We start from the raw sequence: 21,216 nt of genomic DNA on the forward strand, positions 1-21,216 counted from the left end.
GCTTCACCGACAGAGAGCCGGCGCCATGTGTTTCTCGACCGAGGCCGACCTGGTCGCAGGGATCGCCCTCCTGCCCGTGGCCGCACTGTCTCTTCGCGAGGTCCGATGTGCGCGGGAGGTGCCGTTCGCTGCACTTCCCCTCCTGTTCGCCGCCCATCAGCTCACCGAGGCACTCGTCTGGGCGGGGCTCGACGGTGACGTCTCGGCGAGTGTCCAGAAGGCGGCGGCCATGGTCTACGTGCTCTTCGCCTTCTCCGTGCTCCCGACCCTGGTTCCGGCCGCAGTGCTGCTGCTCGAGCCGAGGGGTGCACGGCTGCGGGTGGCGCCGTTCGTCGCACTGGGTGTGGTCGTGTCGGCCCAGCTGACGTATTTCGTGCTGAACGGGCCTCTCGTCGTCGAGGAGCATGCCCACGCCGTGGAGTACCAGGTGGGGCTCCAGAACGGCACGTTCTGGGCAGTGCTCTACATCGTTGCCGTGGTGGGGCCGTCGCTGTTGTCGGGCTACCCGTCCATCGTGGCGTTCGGTGCGCTCAACCTGGTTGGGCTGACACTGGTTGCGATCCTCTACCGGGAGGCCTTCGCGTCGGTCTGGTGCGTGGTCGCGGCCCTCCTGTCGGTGCTGGTGCTCCTGCACATGTACCGCCGTCGGCGCCTGCCCGACCCACACCGGCTCCGTGGTGAGGGCGACGGGTTCAACGGGGGAGAGGTCCTCCCTTGGCGAGCCAGCCGCTGAGAGCGTCAGGGCTGAGAGGGCGCGAGTAGTGGTAGCCCTGGACGATGTCGCAGCCCAGCTCGGCCAGCCGTGAGAGCTGGTCGGCCGTCTCGACCCCCTCGGCGACGACACTGACCGAGAGGGCGTGCGCGAGCTCGATGCAGCTGACGACGATCGCCGTGCCCTCCGGCGAGTCCAGCCTGTCGACGTAGGACCGGTCGATCTTGATCTCGTCGACGGGGAAGTCGTTGAGGTAGGCGATGCTGGCGTGCCCGGTGCCGAAGTCGTCGATCGACAGCTGCACGCCCTGCTCGTGCAGGGCGACGAGATTCTCGCGCACCTGCGGGGCGTCGGTGATGAGCCCGGTCTCGGTGATCTCCAACGTCAGCAGGCCAGGGTTCAGGTCGGTCGCGCCGAGGAGCGAGGCGACGGTACCGGCGAACCGTGGCTCACCGAGCTGCCGCGCCGAGATGTTGACGGACACCTGCACGGGGACCGCGGCATCGCTGTTGAGCTCGACGGCCTGGGCGATGGCGGTGGCGCACGCCCAGGTACCGATCTGGCTGATCAGTCCGCTCTTCTCGGCCACGTCGATGAAGCCGGAGGGCGGGACGGCGCCACGCGTCGGGTGGTTCCACCGGATCAGGGCCTCGACGCCGTGGAGCCGGCCCGTTCGGAGGTCGAGCTGGGGCTGGTACTCGAGGCGGAGCTCGTCACCGGTGAGGGCCGCACGGATCTCGCCGAGCAACCGGATCTCGTCGACCGCCGCGCCGTCGGTGATGGCCGCAGATCGCTTCCACCGGTTGCGGCCTGCCGCCTTGGCCGCATACATGCCGGCGCTTGCCTGGCGCAGCAGGGCGTCGGCCGCCTCGAGCGAGCCGACACCTCCCGTGGCAACCCCGACGCTGGCAGAGACGACGATCTCGAGGTCGTCGGCCATCATCGGCTCGGCCACGAGCGCGAGGATGTCGTCGGCGTCCTCCTCGAGGGCGGTCTCCGGCAGGACGACGACGAACTCGTCCCCGCCCACCCGACCGAGCAGGGCCGGCTCGCGGAAGCGATCCCTCAGACGCTGGGCGAGGGTGTTCAGGACGTCGTCGCCTGCTGCGTGGCCGAGGCTCTCGACGACGACCCGGAAGTGGTCGAGCCCGATCCAGAACGCTCCGACGGCGGGCTCATGCTCAACGATGCTGGGACTGTCCGTGAGCGCGTGGACGAGTCCCGTCCGGTTCAGCAGGCCCGTGAGTGCGTCGCGGCGGGCGGCCCGCTCGAGATCGGCCTCGGCACGGTGCACGGCCGAGATCAGCTGCGCCTCCTCCACCGAGCGCTGCCGCCGCGGCGCGAGGACGAACAGGGTCACCGCCGGCTCTGTCATCACCTGCGCGGCATCCAGCGTCGCCGGCAGGCGGGTGCGGTCCGCCCCGAGCACGGTGACCGCGATCTCCGGGACGTGGCCGGCGAGCTCGAGCAACGGTGCCGTGCGGGTCGAGAAGACGATGCGGTCGCCGACCGTCAGCAGGCGGAGGAACGAGGTGCCGAGCAGGTCGTCGTGGTCCAGTCCCGTCCAGGACGTGAACCGGTCGTTGACGTCGAGGATCGTGCCGTCGGCCGCTGCGACGACCGCCCCCACGGGCGCTGCCCGGAAGAGGGCCTCGAAGTCGAAGCCGTTCGGGTCATCGGTCACTGGCGGGCGGCGGCGTAGGAGACGATGGCCCGCGCGGTCTCAGCGGGAGCGCTGACCTGGGGGACGTGGCCGGTCGCGCTCAGCACCAGCAGCTCGCTCCGGTCCAGCTGCGAGTGCAGGTACTCACCGACCGACAGCGGCGCCAAGGCGTCCTGGGAGCACTGCAGGATCAGGCTCGGAACGGTCACCCGGGGCAGCAGGTCGCGCACGTCGGACATGAACGTGACCCGCGCGAACGTCCGCATCACGCGGGGGTCGACCCGGCAGAAGCTGCCTTCCAGCTCGCCGGCGAGCTCGGGGGAGTCAGCGTTGCCCATGACCACCGGCGCCATTGCCGAGGCCCACGCCATGTGGTTGTCGTCGAGCGACTCCAGCAGGTCCTGGACGTCGGCGCGCGACATGCCGCCGACGTAGCCGGACGCGTCGTCATCGAGATAGGACGGCGACGGGGCCAGCAGGACCAGCCGCCCCAGGAGATCGGGACGCTGGACCGCCCCGGCGATTGCCATCATCGCGCCGATGCTGTGGGCGACGACCGTGACGTCCTGCAGGTCGAGCGCCGCACAGATCTCGAGCAGATCGGCGACGTACCGGTCGAGGGAGCCGTACTCCACCGGGTCGTAGGCACCGAGGCTGGAGCCGCCGGATCCCACGTGGTCGAACATGACGACGCGAAATGTCTCCGACAGCATCGGCAGCACCCGGCTGTACATGCTCTGGTCGCAGCCGAAGCCGTGCACCAGGAGCAGGACCGGCGCGTCCGCTGGACCATGCACCGTGACGTTGTTGCGAACCAGCACGTCATGGGGATCATGGCCGGTGCCGTCGTAAGTCGCCATGCCGTACCTTCTCACGGCCCGGGGCCGTGAGGCCGCGTTCGTGCCCGGGCACGGGTGGTCTCGGTGGCGGAGGCGTGTCCGGCGAGCTGGCCCACATCAGTGCCATGGTTGAGGCCGTCGAAGGCCGGGGCCGGCGGCCAGGCGGTGTTCACGCCGCACGACGTGGCTGATCCCGGTGACGATCAGCTCGGCCGCATCCGCCTGGGCAAGGTGTTCGGCGCCTCACTGCTCATGTCGTCGTGGAAGTTTCCGACGTCGTACCACGCCCCTGAGGGCGCGCAGGCGTTCTAGATCGTCCAGCTCGCCGCGGACATGAGCCTGGGCGACGTCCCGCAGGAGCAGGTCGACGCCTTCCTGCAGACCGTGGGGTCTCTGGAGTTCAAGACCGCCCCACCGCGACCGGGCCTCTGACGTCGAGGTGCGAGGAGCTAACGCTCCTTCACGATTTCGTGCGATGAGTGAGAGCTCGGAGCAACGAGACGGCGACGAGGTTGGACTCTGGGACACCAGAAGGCCGATCCTGCCGACGCACTGCCGCCCGCCGCCTCCATGAGGCAGCGGGCGGGCAGCGAGTCTGCGACTGGGTGGCGGTCATGCAGCGCGGCGCTTGAACGCGACCGCGGCGGCCAGGAGCGGGACGACGACCCATGCGGCGAAGACGGCCGCGCCGGCGGCGGGGCTGAGGATGGACGCCTCCGGTGCCACCGAGGTGAAGGAGCTTCCGGCGATGGACGGCAGGTACTGCAGGACGTCATCTCGTGAGCCGGCCGGCAGCATGATCGTGCCGAGGGCAGGCAGCAGGAAGATGACCCCGAACAGGACCGAGATCGCGCCCGCCGTGCTGCGCAGGAGCGCACCGACCGCGAGCCCCATCAGGGCGGTGCCGGCCAGGAAGACAGCCGAACCGATGACGGCACGCAGGACGCCGGGGTCGCCCAGCGATGCGGTGGCGATGTCCCCGCTGGCGATCAGGGCCTGACCGGCGAAGAACGCGACGAAGGCACTCGCTCCGAGCGCGACCAGCGTCGTGACGGCCAGGACCACGACCTTGGCACCGAACACGGGGATGCGGGACGGCACGGACGTCAGGCTGGTCCGGATCATGCCGGTGCTGTACTCGCTGGTGATCACGAGGACACCGAGCACGCCGATGATGAGCTGCGCGACCTGGATGCCGGCCAGCGCTGCCCCGATGGTGTCGCCCTCGACATCGGTCTGCGTGCTGCCGATCACCCCACCGACCATGGCGGAGAAGATCAGTCCGATGCACAGGAGGATCCCTGCTGCCGCGGCGAGGGTGACCATGTTGCTCCGGACGGACCGGATCTTGGTCCACTCCGAGCGCATCACGCCGCGCATCGTGATGCGGCTCAGGTTGGGGACGAGTTGAGTGGTCATGAGGCTGCCTTCGTGTCTGTGTGGTGAACGGTGGTGGTGGTCTCGCCGGTGTACTCGACGGCGTCTCGGGTGAGCTCCATGAACGCCTCTTCGAGGGACGCCTGGTTGCTGCTCAGCTCGTGCACGGGGATGGCGGCTTCGCTCGCCCGGGCGCCGATCTGCTCGGGGGTGAGCCCGATGACGTCCAGCGACCCGTCCGGCTCTGTGGTCACGGTGACGCCGTCGCCGGTGAGGAGCGGCTGCAGCAGCGCCGCTTGGGGGCTGCGGACGCGGACGCTGCGCACCGAGCGGCTCATGAGCTCGGCGACCGGCAGGTCGGCGATCAGCTTGCCGCGGCCCACGATGACAAGGTGCTCGGCGGTGAGGGCCATCTCCGTCATCAGGTGGGAGGAGACGAACACGGTGCGTCCCTCGGCGGCGAGCCCGCGGAGCAGCTCGCGGATCCAGCGGATGCCCTCGGGGTCGAGCCCGTTGACCGGCTCGTCCAGCATCACCGTCTGCGGGTCGCCGAGCAGAGCCCCGGCGATCCCGAGGCGCTGCCCCATGCCGAGGGAGAACCCGCCGACCCGCTTCTTGCTGACGTCGGCGAGCCCGACCAGCTCCAGCATCTCGTCGACCCGACGAGCCGGCAGTCCGTGGGTGTGGGCCTGGGCCAGGAGGTGGTCGCGGGCTGACCGGCCCGGGTGGGTGGCCCCGGCGTCCAGCAGGACGCCGAGCTCGCGGATCGGCATGGAGTGCTCGCGGTACGGACGGCCGTTGACGGTGGCAGTCCCACCGGTCGGCTCCTCCAGCCCGACCAGCATCCTCATGGTGGTCGACTTCCCGGCCCCGTTGGGTCCGAGGAAACCGGTGACGACCCCTGGCTTCACGCTGATGGTGAGGTCGTCCACCACCGTCTTGGACCCGTACTGCTTGGTCAGGTGCTGTAGCTCGATCATGATGTTCTCCTCAGGTGGCCGGCGCTTCCGGCGTCGAGAAAGAGCCTCGTCGTTCGGGGGCGTCCTGGCGTCGTGCTGTCGCAGACACCTGCGGCTGCTGCGGGTGCAGCAGGCCACGGGCGGCTGACGCGCCAGGTACTGCGCCTGCAGTACGGCGCGACTACTGCAGCGGTGCGATGACGCGGAGCCGCGTGCTTCGTAGGCTGTGCGCATGCCAGGGCTCAGCGAGGTGCGCGCACTCCATCGGGAGCACCCCGTGGCGTTCGATGCGCTGCTGGCGTTGGTGCTCATGCCGATCGTGGTCTTCGTCCCTGACACCGAACGCGCAGACGGATCTGCGTTGTCCGGTGCGGCCGCCGTCGTGGCGGTGCTGAGCTGCGCCGCGCTGGCCTTCCGGCGCCGCCAACCGGCCGCCGTGCTGGTGGCCAGCGTGCTGGGCGCCGGGGTGGTCATCCTCCTCGACGGCGGGCCGTCGAGCGTCGCGCTGGTGCCGTTCGTGGCCCTGTACTCGTTCGCCGTCGCGCATGGCTGGGTCAGCACGCTGGTGGGATTCGTGGCGGCAGTCGTGGGCGTGGGGACAGCCGTGGCCCTGGCGACGACCCCGTGGCCGCCCGACTCCCACGCGTTCCAGCACGTCTCGTCGTTCGCGGTCGCCGCCGCGGTGGGCACGACGGTCCGGGCACGTCGCGCCTACGTCGTGGCGATCGAGGAACGCGCCGAGCGAGCCGAACGCACCCGTGAGCAGGAGGCTGCCCGACGGGTGGCCGAGGAGCGGCTGCGCATCGCGCGGGAGCTCCACGACGTCATCGCCCATGGTGTCGCGATCGTGAACGTCCAGGCGTCGGTGGCTCGTCATCTCGTGCTGGGCGACCCGCCGGCCGCAGTGGCGGCGCTCGATCACGTCCGGGATGCGGGCAGGGCGATCCTCGACGAGCTAGGGGACGTCCTGAACGTCCTGCGTCAACAAGATGACGTGGTGGACCTGCACTCGCCCGCACCCGGACTGGACCAGGTCCACCAGCTGGTCGCGTCGTTCCAGGCCGCGGGCATGAGCATCAGGCAGTCCGTGACCGGCACACCTCGCGCCATCACCGGGGGAGCGGACCTGGTGGCCTACCGGGTTCTTCAGGAAGCGCTCACCAATGCCCACAAGCACGGGACAGGACCTGCCACGATGACGATCTGTTACGAGCCGGCCCACGTCGAGCTCGAGGTGACCAATCCCGTCGGCGACGACGAGACGGCAGACCGCTCCGGGGGTGCCGGCTTCGGGCTCATCGGGATGCGTGAGCGCGTGGCGGCGGTCGGTGGGCAGATGGCGGCCCGGCGCGGCCCTGACGGGCGCTTCGAGGTCTCGGTCCGACTGCCCGACCGAGCAGGAGTGCACGCGTGAGCATCCGTGTCGTCATCGCGGACGACCAGGGGCTGATCCGCGCGGGCTTCAGGTCGCTGATCGACTCGGCCCCCGACATGTGCGTCGTGGGCGAGGCAGCCAACGGGCGTGAGGCGGTGGACCTGATCCGCGACACCCGTGCCGACGTCGTCGTCATGGACATCCGCATGCCCGAGCTGGACGGCCTCGGTGCGACCCGCCTCATCTGTGCGGACGAGGACATGGCCGGCGTCCGCGTCCTGATCCTGACAACCTTCGAGCTCGACGAGTACGTGCTCGAGGCGGTCGAGGCCGGCGCCAGCGGTTTCCTCGGCAAGAGCGTCGACCCGGAGGACCTGGTGCAGGCGATCAGGACGTTGGCGGCCGGCGACGCCCTGCTGTCACCCAAGGCGACACGGGCTCTGATCAGCCGCTACTCCAGGACCGACCCTGCTGGGACGACCGATGCCCTCGACACGACGGTGCTGCCGGCGTTGACCGACCGGGAGCGCGAGGTGGTCGCCCTGGTGGCCCACGGGTTGACCAACGACGACATCGCCGAGCGCCTCTTCGTCTCCCCGTTGACGGCGAAGACCCATGTGAACCGGGCGATGATGAAGGTGGGCGCACGCGACCGGGCGCAGCTGGTGGTCGCTGCGTACCAGAGCGGCCTCATCCGCCCCGGCCCGCCGTCCAAGACGGCTCCCGCCTAGGTGCGGCGTCAGGCGGCGACGTACTCCATCTCGACGGTGGGCGTCGGCGGGTAGAGCTCGATGACGATCAGCTCGGCTGGTGGGCTGGTTGACCAGTGGAGCAGGCCGTGGCCCTTGAGGTTGTGGTGTCTTCGACACAGCGGTCCCATGTTGTCGCCGGTGGTGGGACCGACCGGATGCGGTATTCGGTGGTCGAGGTCGCAGCGTTCGGCGGGGACCATGCATCCGGGTGCTTGGCAGACACCGTGCAGGAACTGCAGCGCGACGGCGAGGGTGTCGGGGGCGAATCGCCCGATGTATTCGTGGGCCAGGACGTCGTCGCGGACCGGGTCGACGACGATGCGGTGCCAGAAGCTGCCACCGGTGGCGATCACGTCGCCGATCCACGGGGCGGGGACGGCCCAGCAGCCGTCGGTGGACTCTGTGAACCCGGGCACCGCGCCCGCCAGCACGTCGGCTGCGACGGTGACGGCGATGTTCGCATCGATCGCGCTGGTGGCGGCGTCGGAGTCGGTGCACCAGGCGACCAGCAGATCGGCCTCGCGCTGGGCGACGGTGCGGTCATCGTCATCAGCTGCGGGTTTGCGAGCTTCCTTGCGAAGACGCGCCTCGATCGCTGCGGCTTCGTGCGAGGGCAGATAGGCGTTCAGCCATGACATCGAGTCATCCCCATGGGCCACCGCCACGTGTCGGTCCTTGCGTGCGGCGTCGGCCCGTTCGACGGCCAGATCAGCCTCGACCCGCTGCACGAACCGGCGCAACCATTGCCTCAGCTCGGTGCCGGTGTGATCGGCCGCGTAACCGAGCACCCGGGCCTCCAGCCGGGCCACGGACTCCTCGCGGTGCAGCTTCTCGATGGTCGCGCTGATGTCACGGACACGGGAGAAGTCGATGATTCCGTCGACGAAGGCTTCCCACACCTGTGGTGTCTTGTCGCGGACCCGGTCGGCGATCGACAGCCGCAGCTGGATCTGCGCTTCGGACATCCCGGTGGCCTCGCCGATCGTCAGCGCGATCGCGGATCGTTCGATCTTGCGCCGCAGCGACGACTCGATCGACGCGGTGCGAGCCATCTCCGCGTCGCGGTAGTCGACCATCGCCACGATGGTGTGCGCCTCGGCCATCGCCTGGCGTCGTATGGCGTCTGACAGCGACTCGGTGGTCGGGGCTGTCGTGGTGGCCATACCTCTAACCTAGAGGTCGCCACCGACACTCTTTTCTGCCGCGACCCCAGGCAGTATCCGCATCCTTTTCGCGCCAGCCGAGCATGATGCAGAGGCCGTTGTCGACCGTCCAGCGGCCGTCGGGAAGCCCTCGACATCCGCCGCGGCCTGGGGCGGTACGTGACTCGTCGCTCGTCAATGTGGGTTGACCGTGCTGGGAAAAGTCAACTAAGGTTGACCGCATGACCGATGTTGATCTTGCCTGCATCATTGAGAACACCGATCCCCTCCAAGCGTTGCGCGAAGCAACCGCGCTGCGCCGCCGACTGGATGGACACGAAGAAGTCCTGGTACACCGTGCTCGCGTGTCGGGGACCACGTGGGCGCAGATCGCCGGGGCGCTCGGCGTCTCGAAGCAGGCCGTTCACAAGAAGTACGGCGGCCGACGCCTGTTCGGCCGCACGGAGGCATGACGGTGACGGCCTCGCCGCTCGACGACCTGGCCGGACGAACAGCGGAACGGCTCGGCGCTAGGCAGCGTGGTGACATCGTGGTGGGCGCCCTGGCCGACGGGCATTTCGCGGTGCGCGGCGCAGACCCCCGCACGCAGTTCGAGATCGGTTCCGTCACCAAGACGTTCACCGCGCTCGCCTTGGCCCAGCTCGCCGTGCGTGGTGTCGTGCGGCTGGACCAACCGCTGAGCGACCTTCTTCCCCGCGACATCACGGCTCCAGAACGCGGCGGTGAGGTCATCAGGCTAAGGCACCTGGCCTCCCACACGTCTGGCCTTCCACGCCTGCCCAAAGGACTCCTGCCGCGAGGCCTCTTTCAATCAGACCCCTACGCCGGATTCACCGGCGAGCTGCTGATGGACGGACTGCGTCGCACCCATTTGCGATCTGTGCCCGGCACTCGCTTCCACTACTCCAACCTCGGCGCAGGCCTGCTCGGACTCGTCCTGGCACGACACACCGGCACTGACTACGACACGCTTGTGCAGACCGAGATCTGCCGGCCCCTGGGCATGACCGACACCCGTGTGGTCCTCGACGACCGAGGCGCAGCCCGGCTGGCCGCCGGGCATTCCCGCACGGGACGACCGCGACCACCCTGGCACTTGGCCGCCCTCGCCGGTGCGGGCGGCCTGCACTCCACGGTTCCCGATCTGCTCAAGCTCGCGCGAGCCCACCTCGGCTCCGCACCCGAAGGACTCGCCGAGGCAATCGCTCTCAACCGCACTACCGCACACCGCATCAACGCGAGGGCCAGCATCCAGCCCGGATGGATCGCCGCCGACCTGCCGCGCAGCCAGCATCGGGTCATGTTCCACAACGGCGGCACCGGCGGCTACCGCAGCCTGCTGGCCATAGCCCCCGACCACGGCGCCGCAGTCGTCATCCTCAGCGCAACCAACCGATCCGTGGACCGCCCCGGCCTCGATCTGCTCAGGCAGGTCATCGACTCCGGATTCGGTCCCGACACCGTCCCGGCCGCCGCCGTCGCCTGACCGGCGGGACGAGTGGAGGCCGATGGGCGCCGAGGCCACTGGCGTCGTTGGCGGTCCAGACCGTGCCGCTCCTACGAAGTTCTGGATCTGCCTGGAGGCGTCAAACGCGCCGCTGAGCATCACCGCATAGGGTGCGGAGGCGTGCGGAAGCTCGTTTGAGTGCACGACTGCACCCAGCCTCTGTCAGGGCGCAGAACCTGCGTCAACCTTTCGCGCTCCAATTCGAAGACCCGTCAGTGAGGGAACATATGTGCCGCGTGCTCGCCTACATCGGGCCCGAAATACCTGTGGAAAGTCTGCTTCTCAAGCCGGAGAACAGCCTCATCAACCAAACCCTCGACCCAGAGCGTCATCCGCAGCTTCAGCTCGCAGGCTGGGGATTCGGTATCTGGAGCGAACATCTGCTGAAGACAGAGGAGCCCCTGCTCTACCACCGGCCGATGGCTGCGTTCTACGACGACAACGTCGCCGGCATCGTGCCAAGCCTTCAGGCCAGCACGTTGCTTGCTCATGTGAGAGCTGCCGACTACAACTCGACTGTGGTCCTGGCCGACGAGAACTGCCACCCGTTCTCCTACCAGGGCACCCCCTGGATGATTGCTCAAAATGGTGACCTGCCGAACTGGAAGCTGCTGCAACGGGAGCTGCTGCAGCACTGCAAGGACACGTTCCTGGAGCAGATGCGCGGCACCACTGACACGGAGTTCCTCTACGTCCTTCTCCTTTCCCTGCTCGAGGACGACAGCGACGAGGGCGTGCAGCGCGGATTCGAGGAGATGATGAAGCTCATCGTCAAGGCCATGGACAGTCTCCAGCTCCCGAGCCTGACCAAGCTGAAGATGGCCTTGGTCGCCCCGAACCGCATCATCGGAGTCAACTTCGGCACAGGACACCAGGGCGAGACCGACCCTGCTGGGGACTGGAGAGAACTCCGTAAGTCCGGCCCGGGCACCGACGATTTCGCGCTCTCCATGCTCCTGGAGCCGATGTATCTGCTGATGGGTCGCAACTTTGAGGATGACGACACGACCTACGACTTCGAGGACTGCACGGAAGAAGAGGCGACGTCCGTCATCCTCGCCTCAGAGCCCCTCACTGAGAACGACGGCTGGATGAACTTGGAGTTCGGTGAGATCGTCTTTCTCGAGAAGAAGGGCGCAAGCATCACGAGAAGCGTCGACAGGTTGAAGGTGTAGGGCGGCGGCCGCCAGCCCCGCTAGGAGGAAGTGGCCCAGGTCGCCGGCGTCTGACATGTCATCCAACATGTAGGAGTCGACGAAGCCCCACCTGTATGCGAGGACGCCGACGGGGACGTTCACCGGTATGACGCGGGATCTCACGGGAGGGAGACGCTGCCGGTGAGGGAGGCGGGCTCGGCGACGCTGCCTCCATCCCGGGCTCGATCGGTGTGGGCCACCGGCTACCCGTTTACTCGACGGCCCAGCGTCTGGTGAGATCCGTCGTGATCCTCCTGATCTCTGCCAGGACTGTCTTCACGGTGGCGCGCTCGAGCGTCTCCGGTCGAGCGAGGCAGTCGATGTATCGGCCCAAGCCAGGATGGGCGAGCGGGCGCAGCACCAGGTCCGGGTGGCTGCGGAGGTCGCTCGTGTAGCGGGGCATCAGCGCGATGCAATCGCTCGCGGACACCACACTGGCAGCCACCTGGAATTCGTTGATCCGGTGGACGACGTGGGCCTCGTCGCCGCTGATGCCGGCAATCGCGGCGATGGCCTGTTCCAGGGGGAATCCCTCGTGCACCGCGACCCACTTCTCGCCAGCGAGATCCGCCGACTCGATCGACGACTTCGCCGCCAGCTGGTGGTCGCCCCGGACGACGACGTCCAGCGGTTCGAACACGAGCGGTTCCACGCGCACCGATGCTGGCCACCGCGGGCTGCCGACGAGTCGATGGGCGAGGACGAGGTCGTGATCTGTCGTGAGCGAGGGGAAGTCCTCCTGGGCCACGTCGAAGTCGCTCACCCTGACGTCCGGCTGGTCGGGGCCGTTCAGCGCCATGATCAGCGGTGCGAAGGCCGCCAGACCTGCGCTGTGGAAGGCCGCCACCGACACCGTGCCCGTGCGGTCGTCCTGGAACCGTGCCACCGCCTGTTCAGCGCGCTCGAGCGCCACCTCCACATCGATCGCTGCCCTGGCCAAGGCGCGCCCGGCGTCGGTGAGCGCGGTCCGTCGGCCGTCCCGGTAGGTCAGCGGAACGGGGGAGCGGCGCTGCAGCGCGCTGATCTGTTGCGAGACCGATGACGGAGTGACGCGCATGGCGGCCGCGACGGCGGCGATGCTGCCCCGATCACCCAGCTCTCTCAACGCACGCAGCTGACCCAGTTCCATAAGGCCAAACTAAACCATTGGCCACCACATCGGTGTCTTGTCTAATACGCGAGCTACCCGGACGATCAGGGGGTGCCTTCCCTCCTGGTCCGTTTCCGCGTGGACCTGTTGCTCTTTCTGGTCGCCGCCTCATGGGGCTCGACGTACCTCGTGGCCAAGGAGCTGGTCACGCCGAGCTCGGTGATGGCGCTCCTGGCGGTGCGGATGCTGCTCGCCGCGAGCGTCATGGGGGCGGTTGTGGCCGTTCGGGGCCGCCGCGTGATCGCAGCCGAGCTGCGCGCGGGTGTCGGACTCGGGATGTTGCTGGCTGCCGTGTTCGTCCTCGAGACCTTCGGGATCGCTCACACCTCGGCCACGAACGCCGGACTCATCATCAGCCTGACGATCGTGTTCACTCCGATCCTCGACTCAGTGGTCTCCGGACGCCGGTTGCCGGGCGCGTTCATGGTCGCCGCCACGATCGCCGTCGTCGGGGTCGCGCTGCTTGCGGGCAACGGTGCACTCCAGCCACCGAACCTCGGCGACCTGCTGGTCCTCGGGGCGGCAGTCGTCCGCGCCATCCACGTCACCTCGATGCCCAAGCGCACGGCCGACCGGCCGATGGACACGCTGCACCTCACGACGGTGCAGCTGGCCACCTGCGCGGCGGTCTTCTCGGTGGGTTCGGTGCTTCACGGCGACTCGATCCCGCAGTACGTCGCTCAGCTCGACCTCGTGCGAGCCATGCTCTTGCTCTATCTCGTGCTCGCGTGCACGGTCTTCGCCTTCTTCGTCCAGATCTGGGCGGTCCAGCGCACGTCTCCGTCGAGGGTCAGCCTGCTGCTTGGAACAGAGCCCATCTGGGCCGCCCTCATCGGCATCACGATCGCCCACGACAGCTTGACCCCGGCAGGCTATTGCGGCATCGCCCTCATCCTCGCCGGCACCGCGTGGGGCCGCTCCCTGGAACAGGGGCATCGCCTCGCCGCGGAGCCGGCAGAACGCCAGCCGTCAGCGGCCGGCAGCTTGTGAGCGCAGCTCATACCTGCGCCTCCCTGACGTCGCTGCGGACCGACATGCCGCGGCGGACCATCAGCACCCCGGATGCGCCCAGCTCGCCGCTGTTCAGTCAGGGAGTCAAGGCCGGGTCGCAGGTGCTCGTTTCAGGAACGCCCGGCATCGCCCGCGGACCGGCGAGTTGGCGGGCGTGGGCATTGGCGCTCAGACCCGTCAGGCGCTTGCCAACTGCGAGGCCATCTTGAGAGCAGGGGGCTCGAGTCTTGACGACGTTGTCGAGGTAGGTGTGCTGCTCTCCGACCCGGCGACTTCGCGGGTATGAACGAGGAATACGCGCGGTGGTTCCCTACAGATCCATCCACCCGCTATGCGGCAAAACTGGGTGCTCAGATACCAGGTGTCTGGATCCGCATGACGGCTTTCACCTCGTGCTCCCGCCTCGGTAAAGGGGTGAGTCGACTGACGCCGCTTGCGCATCGACTCATCCACGCTCTTCTTGTGTCCGGTTCGCGGGGGAATGAGAGCTTGCTGCGACAGGCTCCGCAACCTCGCCGGCCGCACTGCTCGCGGTTTACATTCGTGCGGCGACCGCCGAGTCGCGTCATAGTGAAAACATGTCATCCGATCCGGCTCCTGGTCGGCGACCCCCCCGTCCGTCGACCTGGTGGGTTGGTCGTGGTTCGGGTGATCGAAAGTGGTGGGCCGATGGAGTCGTCGTCGGGGTGTTTCCAACGCTGTCCACTTTCACCTACTTGGTCGACCCCGGCGGGAGAGACAACGCGTGGGTTTTCGTGGTCGGCTGGGTCGTAGTCGGAGCGTTTCTCGTCTCGGGCTACCTCGGCCGAAGCAAGGCCCGCTAAACCGACCGGGGATTTCTTCGTCCCGCAGCCGATGCTCTCGAGGCATTGGGGGCTAGCACTGGACCATCGCTCGGGCTGTGACGGCAATTCAGTGGCGCAGTGAAATTACGAACGCCCGAAGCGGAGATAAGACGCAGGTCCGATCGGCACAGGTAGAGGGGCGGTTGGAAACGAGCGCGAGTCGGTAGCGGTCTGGTGAGGGCTCAGTGGGCAGTATTGCTGGGACGGGTTGCGTACTCCAGGGCTTCTGGGACCAAGTCACTCATCCGCTTGTGGATATGGCGGATGTACTCGCGCACGCTCTCGCCATCACCCAGACCCTCCTCGATATAGGGACCGTAGCGATCGCCGAAGACGCTCCGTTGTGCCATGTCGAGGCGGAGATACCAGTCGTACCCTCGGGGTCGAGGGGGTAGTCCGGCCATTGAAAGTTCACTGTCGAGATGGTCGTCAATCTCATCTTGGTCTTGAGCGGAGAAGGGCACTTCCCAATAGTCAATGGTGCCATCGTCCGCCTCGGCGCTCGAGCGCACGACTGGCTCTCGCTCCACCCGGTCGGGAGTTGCCACGACCCAGTCGGGTCCTGCGGTCCACGCCACGAACAGCGACCACGTGACGTCCTCGAGACGCTCGTGGGTCGCGAGGTCGGGGGCAACGTCAACGACGGGGAAGTCTGACCACGACTGCGACATGCGGGCCAGCATGGCACGTACGTCAGCAGATTGGTGTTGATTTGTGGAAGGGTGCGGCCGGCTGTCGCGCACCTACGACGAGCGGCAATCGCGGGGGAGTGACGCCGCTCTCGACGACCGACCTGACCGTTTTGACGCGGTCAGTCGGACAAGGAGTCGACTACCTTCTTCACGCGTCGTGCGCGGGTCACCTCGGTCTTGGCGTCGTTCACTTGACGCACGTGCTCCTTGGATCGGCTCGGCGCGAGCGCGTCGAACTTCGCTCGTACTCCGCCTAGCTGAAGTGCGTCGGCGAGGTCGCTCGGGACCTCGGGAGCCCTAGACGACGTGTCGTGCTCGACGGTGACGTCGTGCTCTTCACCGCCGGCGACGTTGGCGGTTTCGCGAACGCTCTTGGACACGGGGATGAGGAAGCGTCCGCCCATGCTGGCGATTGATGATGCGTAGGTGTGACCGTTGATGTTGACAGTCACCGGGACTCGCTTGCCTGCACCGAAGCTAAGCACGATGTCCTCTGGCACCTCGATGCCGACGTTGTTGCCTAGTTGCAGAAGCGTCGTCCGGAACGTGACCATCTCGGTCTCCTGGCCTGCGATGAGCGAGGGCGGTTTCCCTGATCCTAACTTCCGCGTGGGTCGCTGTTAAGTGATCGCGCCAGCAGGAGACTCGGGGTCTCTCGACACCGGACAATTGTGCCTGGCCCGATGGCGGGGGAGTGACGCACGTCTGGCGCTAGGGGGCGCTGCGGATTTCGCATCCGCCCGACCGGTCGGTAGGCTAAACGTATGGCAACTCTCCTTCGCGTCACAGGTCTCTGCCGGTCATACGGCGACAAAGACAGTGTGGCCGCCGCGGTACGTACCCGTTCCGCGCAGGCCACCGGTCCCGTAGCCACCCTGATGGGTCTGTCCGGTGAGGCCTGCGCCGCCGCCTTCGTTCACGTCCGGAGGAACCGATGAGATCTGGCTCGGTCGCCGACACCCGGACGGCCCTGATCGACGCATTTGCCGAGGCGCTGGCGAAGTCCGGATATCCGGGCGTCTCCATGAACGAGGTCGCCGCGAATGCCGGCATCAAGAAACCGTCGCTCTACCACCACTTTCCTGGCGGCAAAGAAGCCGTGTACGTCGCGGTCGCCGAACGCTTCGCTGCGGACTCGGCAGAACGGATAACCGCCGCGCTCGCCTCCACCAACGACTTCCCGGACCAACTCACCGCCTTGGCACAGGTCTCGAACAGCACCACCGCGGCGGCAGTCTCCTTCGAGCAGCGCATCTACGACGCCCTCGACCACGTATCCGAAACGAGCGGTGCGAAGGTGCGCGACTCCTACGTCAACGCCGTCCTCGCACCCGTGTCCAGACTGTTCGAGGCTGCTACCGCACGTCGTGAGATCGACGGCGATCCTGGCTTCTTGAGCATGACCTTCCTCGAACTGGTCCGCGACACCACAGACATCAACGCAGCAGTGAATCTCTTCCTCGACGGCGCCCGTCCCCGCACCTGAGACGGTTCACGAACCAACTACAGAAGCGTCCGTCTGGAAACAGCAGAGCATCCACGGGGAAAACACGCGGCGCATCTGTGTCGCGTGAATTATGTGTGGAGCCGCGGGTACAGCGGTCTCGTGACGGACAACAAGCACAACTTCATGTCGACGATCGGTGCCAATTCTCCCGACTCAGGTGACGGACGAGCGACGCTGACTTTGGATGCCGATGACCGGCATCTCAACGCGGCGGGCACTATTCACGGGGGCGTGCTCGCCACCTTGGTCGACGCGACGATGGGCGAAGCTATCCGAAGTGCCGTCGATGGCGAAAGCCCTGTTACCAGTCAGCTCACACTCACCTATTTACACCCTGGCGAGCCCGGTCGGCTCATCGTCACAGCCCGGGTGCGTAAGCGCGGGGACAGTCTCGTTGTCTGCGAGGCCGACGTTGAGCAGGATGGCAAGTCACTGGTGCATGCGCTGGCTACGTTCGCATTGTTGAAGAAATGATGGCGTCTTGGCGCTGATGGTCGAACAGCCCGTCTCGGAGGGCTGAAGTTCGCTTTGCGGTTGCACGAACCCGGAAAATGTATGCGGTTATATGCGGGGAATTGACGCAAGGCCTTGAGAGCAAGCCCCTTCGCTTCCCGTCATGAGACCGCATTCTCCTTGCTGCCGGGTCCAACTCGGGGACTCGGCCACTGAGCGGTCATGCCGCCTCACATCGAGACCAGCCCACCGCGTCGTTCGGGCGCGACCGCCCGCTATTGCCGCAGAAACAATGGAGGCACCTAGAGTTTGGCCATGGTCCCACCGACAAGACGTCAGATAGTTGTAGTCGCCGTTGACGATGAACGGGTACCGCTAGGGAACTTCTGGACGTTGACGGCCAAGAAGTCCGACTTCTATCTGGAGCCGTCTGGTCTGGCAAACGCGCTTCACTTGTCAGCTCATGGGCCGAATGAGAAGTTCCCTGGCCACAGGTTTCACCTGAAGGTCGACGGCAAGCGGGCAGCCGCCGCACGCAACAGAGGGTCTGTTTTCGAGTACGACGTGCCCCGCAAGGGGGTTGCAATCAAAGGCCGCGAGGTGGCCGACCGAGTATTTCTGGTGGCACGTATCCGATGGATGCCCAGTCTCAAGGATGCTCGTTTCAAGGCCATCGCTCGGTCCAAGGAGACGGTCCCGGAAATTGGTGCCGGGATGCAGGGCGCGTCGCTCGGTGCGGAACTTCCGCCGGATAGCGCCTGGGACGTTGATGTATTTGTCTCCTACGAGCGGCAACGTCTAGTCACTGATGGGCCGGTCGTCGGCGACCCCGTGCTCGGTCCGCTGGAAAACTCAGCCGGGATGCACCTGATGGCTACATCGCACCATCGTTCCCTCGACAAGGCACCGTCGCCTGAAGGTCTTGTACCTGAAGTCCCCGAGGGTAGTGAGGATGCCACGACGTTGCTGTGCGGCGCACTCGATGAGCCTGGCGAGGTGTACTGGCTTGTGGAAACCATCGTGGCGCGCAGCACGTTGAACTCCAGGACTTAGGGGCGTAGCTATGGCCGAGGAGAGTCCCCGAGACGAGGTGACGCACACCGGCGTCCGACAGCTGCGCCTGTGGCATGGGGGAGCGCCGGGTCGCTCAGTAGGTGACCTGATACTGCCGCCCGACATCACAGGACTCGAATTCACCATGGCTGACGAGAGCATCGCGGGCGGCTTGATCTGCATCTCGCAGCGCCGCGACCGGGTCTACGTCACAACCGACCGTGAACTCGCTCGAGTGTACGCAGGTACTTGGAGGAACCCCGACACAGCAGAGCTGGGCCGGGGCGCCCTCTACCGCGTCGAGGTAAAGGAAGGACTGGAGGAAGACGAGGACCTCTTGTCGCTGCCGGGGCTCTCGTTTCAGGCCCCATCAGCAACCGTCATAGCGGTCTACGACGCCGCGGTGAAACCCGACGCCCCAAAGTACGGGCGGGTTCTGAAGCGCACCCTTGACGATCACGCCGCCGCCAAGGCTCGTGACGCCACTACCGGACTGGATGGACAGTGAGTCACCGACAGTCCTAGTACAACTATCGCTGCACCGAGACAGCATCGAGAACGTCATTCATGGAGCGCGAGACCCATCCGCCGTGGCAACTCTTTACGACGCGAGGAGTTGGTGACGTACTTCGGTTGAAACACAGATTCTGGACGCACTGGACTAGAAGATCAAAGAAAAACTCACCGCCCTTGAGAAAGCGCCTAGCCTGACATCGACTGAAGTAGTTCCGCGAGCAGGGAGAATGACATGAGCGTGCTGATGCACGTGATTGATTGGGTCGTCAGTACTCCGATCCCAACACCAGCGTCGCCCACATCATCTCCCTCGCAGATGACCGGAGCGGGTGATAGCGGCGTTGTATCAACATCGACAACGTCTCCACCTACGTGGGTTCCATACATCACGCTAGTAGCGGCAGTCCTGGCCGCCGGCGTCGCTCTTTTTGGTGCCGTCCTCCAACGCAAGTCCGGCAAAGAAGCCGCTGACGCGGCCAGGGAGTCGGCTGGCGCTGCGCAGAAGAGTTCCGAGGCGTCCGAGCGGTCAGCGAAGGCTTCCGAGGATTCGGTAGCCCTCAACGCAGACACGGCTCGAGCAACTGCTGCGCGTTTGGATTCCGAAGGATTAGCCAAGCGCTACCAAGATGCCGCCGCTCAGATCGGGCACGACAAGGCTGCGGTTCGCTTGGCAGGGGTGTACGCCCTCGCGCGTCTAGCAGACGACTGGCCGGACCAACGACAGACCTGTGTGGATGTGCTCTGCGCCTACCTACGTATGCGGCCCATGATGATGGACCACCACGAGGGCGAGTATCCGGTTGTTGTCCCCGACGACGGCGACGAGCAAGTGCGTCGGACCGTCAGCGATCTGATCAGCAATCGGGTTCGGGGCGAAGACGCGCTATGGGCAGATTGCGACTTCAACCTCACCTACGCCTGTCTGCTCGACTTCCGTTTGAGAGATGCGAATATCCGTGGACGCTTCATCATCACTGGCGCCACGATCACGGGAAGATGCTCTTTCACTCGCGTCATCTTTGGCGGCGGGCTCGATGCACGGGAACTCAGAATCGAAGGAGCTCTCAAACTGAATGACGTGCTGCCAGGCGACGAGAGAACCGTCTCCTTGACAGAGACCTTCGTCGCTGAAGGCGGCGTGCTTGACTTCGTGCTTACCAAACCGCCGACAGCGGGCAAACAATGGAGGGTCTGGCCCACCGACATTCGTTGCAGGGGCACGGTCTCTCTCAAGGTCGCAAAGAGCACCTACGAGCAGCCAACGTTCCGGGTCCCAGGGTTGAAGCTGGAGCCCACCGGTCGCTTCCGCCTGCTGCAGGCACCGGCTGCCGAGGCGGGCAGCACAGAGTTCCCGAGAATCGAGGCGAACGGTTGGTCGACGACAGCTTCCTCGAAGGTCGAGATCGCAGGTTCGCTACAATCCAGCGGCATTTTTGATGCGATTGCTTGGACCGGAGCAGAGCTTCCTCAGTTCAAGTCCGTGTACGTCACCGGACTGGACATCGACGCGATCTTGGCTGAGGACTCCAATTCTTAACTGCTGCGGGAGCCCTGTTTGGCTTGAGTGAATCTCGATCGTTCTGCTTGCTGGGCCATCTTCTCCAGCACACCATCGGCTGGGCTTAGTTGTAGGCGGGGAAATGATTCGGCTGGCCTGACAGATCCGGCGCAGGGTAAATGCGCCACGATCTTGAATGTGGGGGTTTTGATTGGAACCGAAGGCGGTGCCGCACTCGCCCTAGACTTACCCCGTGGCCCAACACGAACTTGAAGTCGGTGGCGAGGTCGGCTTCCCGACTGTTGCGAGACTTTCTGCACGCTACAAGGTCAGTTGGGCAGAACGCGCTGGGGAGCACCTTCGAGAGGTGAGTCGAGAGACCGGGCTGGAAGCCGTGGAGATCGAGGCTCGCTGTCTTGCCGATGACAATCTCACAGCCCTGGTGGTGTCAGGTGCAGAACGTGCCGGAGCAGTGCCTGATCCGGGCTATCGACACACGTTGGCCTCCTTAGCGGCGGCAGCCTTCTCTGACCAAGCCTCAATCGACGAACTGACACTCATGCACAGCCAAGTGCTTCAGCTTGAACCGGGCCACCTCCGCGTTCTCGACGCTTTGAACAGCACACTCGGGGAGCCGCGGCCTGCCGATCCAGCCGATCCGGAAGCCAAGTTGCTAGGGAGAGACGTGCGCGATTTCGGTCCTGTGTACGAATCGACCGGCCTATCCACGCTCAGCGCTGTGATCGGAGCCTTAGTCACGCTAAGTTCCGTGGGAATGGTCGAGCGTCGGATCGTTTTCGATAGTGGCGATGGAACGTTCAGTATCGAGGACTCCCCTGAGGCGGCCGCTTGGTCCGCGACATCGTGGGGGATTTGGGCGCTCAAATATGTCCAGAGTCAGACGACGGCCGCAGGGCCACCCACAACGGGAACACCGACCTAGTTCGA

23 protein-coding genes are annotated in these 21,216 nt (G+C 66.1%); 15 read left to right on the plus strand and 8 right to left on the minus strand.

Annotation, left to right across the window (positions count from 1 at the left end; translation table 11 throughout):
• The first annotated feature begins 25 nt into the window (after positions 1-25).
• Positions 26-733, plus strand: a complete 708-nt coding sequence (locus tag C3E78_RS07925) for a DUF6629 family protein (RefSeq protein ID WP_108577776.1) — start codon at positions 26-28, stop codon at positions 731-733.
• Here the strand turns inward: C3E78_RS07925 and C3E78_RS07930 are convergent.
• Positions 693-2,396, minus strand: coding sequence for a putative bifunctional diguanylate cyclase/phosphodiesterase (locus C3E78_RS07930; RefSeq protein ID WP_108577777.1), 1,704 nt, complete (start codon positions 2,394-2,396; stop codon positions 693-695). The two genes, C3E78_RS07925 and C3E78_RS07930, sit on opposite strands and share 41 nt — an antisense overlap.
• Positions 2,393-3,235 (minus strand): alpha/beta fold hydrolase, encoded by an 843-nt coding sequence (locus tag C3E78_RS07935; RefSeq protein ID WP_108577778.1) that lies wholly within the window; start codon positions 3,233-3,235, stop codon positions 2,393-2,395. Before C3E78_RS07935 ends, C3E78_RS07930 begins: the two co-directional genes overlap by 4 nt.
• 99 nt (positions 3,236-3,334) lie before the next feature.
• Between C3E78_RS07935 and C3E78_RS18255 the strand changes: the two genes are divergently transcribed.
• Entirely contained in the window at positions 3,335-3,526 is a 192-nt protein-coding gene (locus C3E78_RS18255; protein ID WP_135804867.1) for a hypothetical protein, read from the plus strand.
• 300 nt (positions 3,527-3,826) lie between these two features.
• On the opposite strand, the gene C3E78_RS07940 is transcribed toward C3E78_RS18255, so the two are convergent.
• Positions 3,827-4,633: an ABC transporter permease subunit gene (locus C3E78_RS07940; RefSeq protein WP_108577779.1), complete on the minus strand. Its 807-nt coding sequence runs from the start codon at positions 4,631-4,633 to the stop codon at positions 3,827-3,829.
• Entirely contained in the window at positions 4,630-5,571 is a 942-nt protein-coding gene (locus C3E78_RS07945) for an ABC transporter ATP-binding protein (protein WP_108577780.1), read from the minus strand. The genes C3E78_RS07940 and C3E78_RS07945 overlap by 4 nt, the downstream gene beginning before the upstream one ends.
• 211 nt (positions 5,572-5,782) lie before the next feature.
• On the opposite strand from C3E78_RS07945, the gene C3E78_RS07950 reads away from it, so the two are divergent.
• Together C3E78_RS07950 and C3E78_RS07955 are read left to right on the plus strand one after the other, a co-directional pair.
• Positions 5,783-6,964 (plus strand): sensor histidine kinase, encoded by a 1,182-nt coding sequence (locus C3E78_RS07950; protein ID WP_108577781.1) that lies wholly within the window; start codon positions 5,783-5,785, stop codon positions 6,962-6,964.
• A complete protein-coding gene (locus C3E78_RS07955) occupies positions 6,961-7,656 on the plus strand; it encodes a response regulator transcription factor (RefSeq protein WP_108577782.1) in 696 nt (231 codons plus the stop codon). Before C3E78_RS07950 ends, C3E78_RS07955 begins: the two co-directional genes overlap by 4 nt.
• A gap of 8 nt (positions 7,657-7,664) precedes the next feature.
• On the opposite strand, the gene C3E78_RS07960 is transcribed toward C3E78_RS07955, so the two are convergent.
• Entirely contained in the window at positions 7,665-8,840 is a 1,176-nt protein-coding gene (locus C3E78_RS07960) for an HNH endonuclease signature motif containing protein (RefSeq protein ID WP_108577783.1), read from the minus strand.
• A 221-nt stretch (positions 8,841-9,061) separates the two neighbouring features.
• Here C3E78_RS07960 and C3E78_RS07965 point away from each other — a divergent pair, with 221 nt between their 5' ends.
• The 3 genes from C3E78_RS07965 (at position 9,062) to C3E78_RS07975 (ending at position 11,522) form a co-directional block, all read left to right on the plus strand.
• Positions 9,062-9,292: a hypothetical protein gene (locus C3E78_RS07965; RefSeq protein WP_108577784.1), complete on the plus strand. Its 231-nt coding sequence runs from the start codon at positions 9,062-9,064 to the stop codon at positions 9,290-9,292.
• Complete coding sequence (locus tag C3E78_RS07970; RefSeq protein WP_108577785.1) at positions 9,289-10,326, plus strand: serine hydrolase domain-containing protein; 1,038 nt, start codon at positions 9,289-9,291, stop codon at positions 10,324-10,326. Before C3E78_RS07965 ends, C3E78_RS07970 begins: the two co-directional genes overlap by 4 nt.
• A gap of 257 nt (positions 10,327-10,583) precedes the next feature.
• Positions 10,584-11,522: a class II glutamine amidotransferase gene (locus C3E78_RS07975; RefSeq protein WP_199906966.1), complete on the plus strand. Its 939-nt coding sequence runs from the start codon at positions 10,584-10,586 to the stop codon at positions 11,520-11,522.
• 232 nt (positions 11,523-11,754) lie between these two features.
• Here the strand turns inward: C3E78_RS07975 and C3E78_RS07980 are convergent, their stop codons facing one another.
• On the minus strand, positions 11,755-12,672 hold the full coding sequence (locus C3E78_RS07980; RefSeq protein WP_108577787.1) for a LysR family transcriptional regulator: 918 nt from the start codon (positions 12,670-12,672) through the stop codon (positions 11,755-11,757).
• Between the two features lie 72 nt (positions 12,673-12,744).
• Between C3E78_RS07980 and C3E78_RS07985 the strand changes: the two genes are divergently transcribed.
• Together C3E78_RS07985 and C3E78_RS18780 are read left to right on the plus strand one after the other, a co-directional pair.
• Positions 12,745-13,683 carry a DMT family transporter gene (locus tag C3E78_RS07985; protein WP_108577788.1) on the plus strand — a complete coding sequence of 313 codons (939 nt, stop codon included), beginning with the start codon at positions 12,745-12,747 and terminating at the stop codon, positions 13,681-13,683.
• 175 nt (positions 13,684-13,858) lie between these two features.
• On the plus strand, positions 13,859-13,990 hold the full coding sequence (locus C3E78_RS18780) for a RidA family protein (RefSeq protein WP_199906967.1): 132 nt from the start codon (positions 13,859-13,861) through the stop codon (positions 13,988-13,990).
• Positions 13,991-14,731: 741 nt separating this feature from the next.
• On the opposite strand, the gene C3E78_RS07995 is transcribed toward C3E78_RS18780, so the two are convergent.
• Both C3E78_RS07995 and C3E78_RS08000 read right to left on the minus strand, forming a co-directional pair.
• Positions 14,732-15,232 (minus strand): DUF5956 family protein, encoded by a 501-nt coding sequence (locus C3E78_RS07995; RefSeq protein ID WP_108577789.1) that lies wholly within the window; start codon positions 15,230-15,232, stop codon positions 14,732-14,734.
• Positions 15,233-15,360: 128 nt separating this feature from the next.
• The gene (locus C3E78_RS08000) at positions 15,361-15,795 is read right to left on the minus strand and encodes a YdeI/OmpD-associated family protein (RefSeq protein WP_108577790.1); all 435 of its coding nucleotides are present in this window, start codon (positions 15,793-15,795) and stop codon (positions 15,361-15,363) included.
• Positions 15,796-16,175: 380 nt separating this feature from the next.
• On the opposite strand from C3E78_RS08000, the gene C3E78_RS08005 reads away from it, so the two are divergent.
• From C3E78_RS08005 to C3E78_RS18265, 6 genes are all read left to right on the plus strand, one after another.
• The gene (locus tag C3E78_RS08005) at positions 16,176-16,727 is read left to right on the plus strand and encodes a TetR/AcrR family transcriptional regulator (protein ID WP_108577791.1); all 552 of its coding nucleotides are present in this window, start codon (positions 16,176-16,178) and stop codon (positions 16,725-16,727) included.
• A gap of 120 nt (positions 16,728-16,847) precedes the next feature.
• The gene (locus C3E78_RS08010; protein WP_199906968.1) at positions 16,848-17,222 is read left to right on the plus strand and encodes a PaaI family thioesterase; all 375 of its coding nucleotides are present in this window, start codon (positions 16,848-16,850) and stop codon (positions 17,220-17,222) included.
• 372 nt (positions 17,223-17,594) lie between these two features.
• The gene (locus tag C3E78_RS18260) at positions 17,595-18,254 is read left to right on the plus strand and encodes a hypothetical protein (RefSeq protein ID WP_135804868.1); all 660 of its coding nucleotides are present in this window, start codon (positions 17,595-17,597) and stop codon (positions 18,252-18,254) included.
• A 145-nt stretch (positions 18,255-18,399) separates the two neighbouring features.
• Entirely contained in the window at positions 18,400-18,762 is a 363-nt protein-coding gene (locus C3E78_RS08015) for a hypothetical protein (RefSeq protein ID WP_135804869.1), read from the plus strand.
• 240 nt (positions 18,763-19,002) lie between these two features.
• Complete coding sequence (locus tag C3E78_RS08020) at positions 19,003-20,307, plus strand: hypothetical protein (protein ID WP_135804870.1); 1,305 nt, start codon at positions 19,003-19,005, stop codon at positions 20,305-20,307.
• Between the two features lie 214 nt (positions 20,308-20,521).
• Positions 20,522-21,211, plus strand: coding sequence for a hypothetical protein (locus C3E78_RS18265; RefSeq protein ID WP_135804871.1), 690 nt, complete (start codon positions 20,522-20,524; stop codon positions 21,209-21,211).
• Positions 21,212-21,216 lie beyond the last annotated feature (5 nt).

Source organism: Aeromicrobium chenweiae, assembly GCF_003065605.1.
Classification (GTDB): Bacteria; Actinomycetota; Actinomycetes; order Propionibacteriales; family Nocardioidaceae; genus Aeromicrobium; species Aeromicrobium chenweiae.

Bases quoted from the DNA above. Each gene is read 5' to 3' on its own strand.
- C3E78_RS07925 (WP_108577776.1), top strand. From the start codon at position 26: ATGTGTTTCTCGACCGAGGCCGACCTGGTCGCAGGGATCGCCCTCCTG.
- C3E78_RS07935 (WP_108577778.1), bottom strand. From the start codon at position 3,235: ATGGCGACTTACGACGGCACCGGCCATGATCCCCATGACGTGCTGGTT.
- C3E78_RS07940 (WP_108577779.1), bottom strand. From the start codon at position 4,633: ATGACCACTCAACTCGTCCCCAACCTGAGCCGCATCACGATGCGCGGC.
- C3E78_RS07945 (WP_108577780.1), bottom strand. From the start codon at position 5,571: ATGATCGAGCTACAGCACCTGACCAAGCAGTACGGGTCCAAGACGGTG.
- C3E78_RS07950 (WP_108577781.1), top strand. From the start codon at position 5,783: ATGCCAGGGCTCAGCGAGGTGCGCGCACTCCATCGGGAGCACCCCGTG.
- C3E78_RS07960 (WP_108577783.1), bottom strand. From the start codon at position 8,840: ATGGCCACCACGACAGCCCCGACCACCGAGTCGCTGTCAGACGCCATA.
- C3E78_RS07965 (WP_108577784.1), top strand. From the start codon at position 9,062: ATGACCGATGTTGATCTTGCCTGCATCATTGAGAACACCGATCCCCTC.
- C3E78_RS07970 (WP_108577785.1), top strand. From the start codon at position 9,289: ATGACGGTGACGGCCTCGCCGCTCGACGACCTGGCCGGACGAACAGCG.
- C3E78_RS07980 (WP_108577787.1), bottom strand. From the start codon at position 12,672: ATGGAACTGGGTCAGCTGCGTGCGTTGAGAGAGCTGGGTGATCGGGGC.
- C3E78_RS07995 (WP_108577789.1), bottom strand. From the start codon at position 15,232: ATGCTGGCCCGCATGTCGCAGTCGTGGTCAGACTTCCCCGTCGTTGAC.
- C3E78_RS08000 (WP_108577790.1), bottom strand. From the start codon at position 15,795: ATGGTCACGTTCCGGACGACGCTTCTGCAACTAGGCAACAACGTCGGC.
- C3E78_RS08005 (WP_108577791.1), top strand. From the start codon at position 16,176: ATGAGATCTGGCTCGGTCGCCGACACCCGGACGGCCCTGATCGACGCA.
- C3E78_RS08015 (WP_135804869.1), top strand. From the start codon at position 18,400: ATGGCTGACGAGAGCATCGCGGGCGGCTTGATCTGCATCTCGCAGCGC.
- C3E78_RS08020 (WP_135804870.1), top strand. From the start codon at position 19,003: ATGAGCGTGCTGATGCACGTGATTGATTGGGTCGTCAGTACTCCGATC.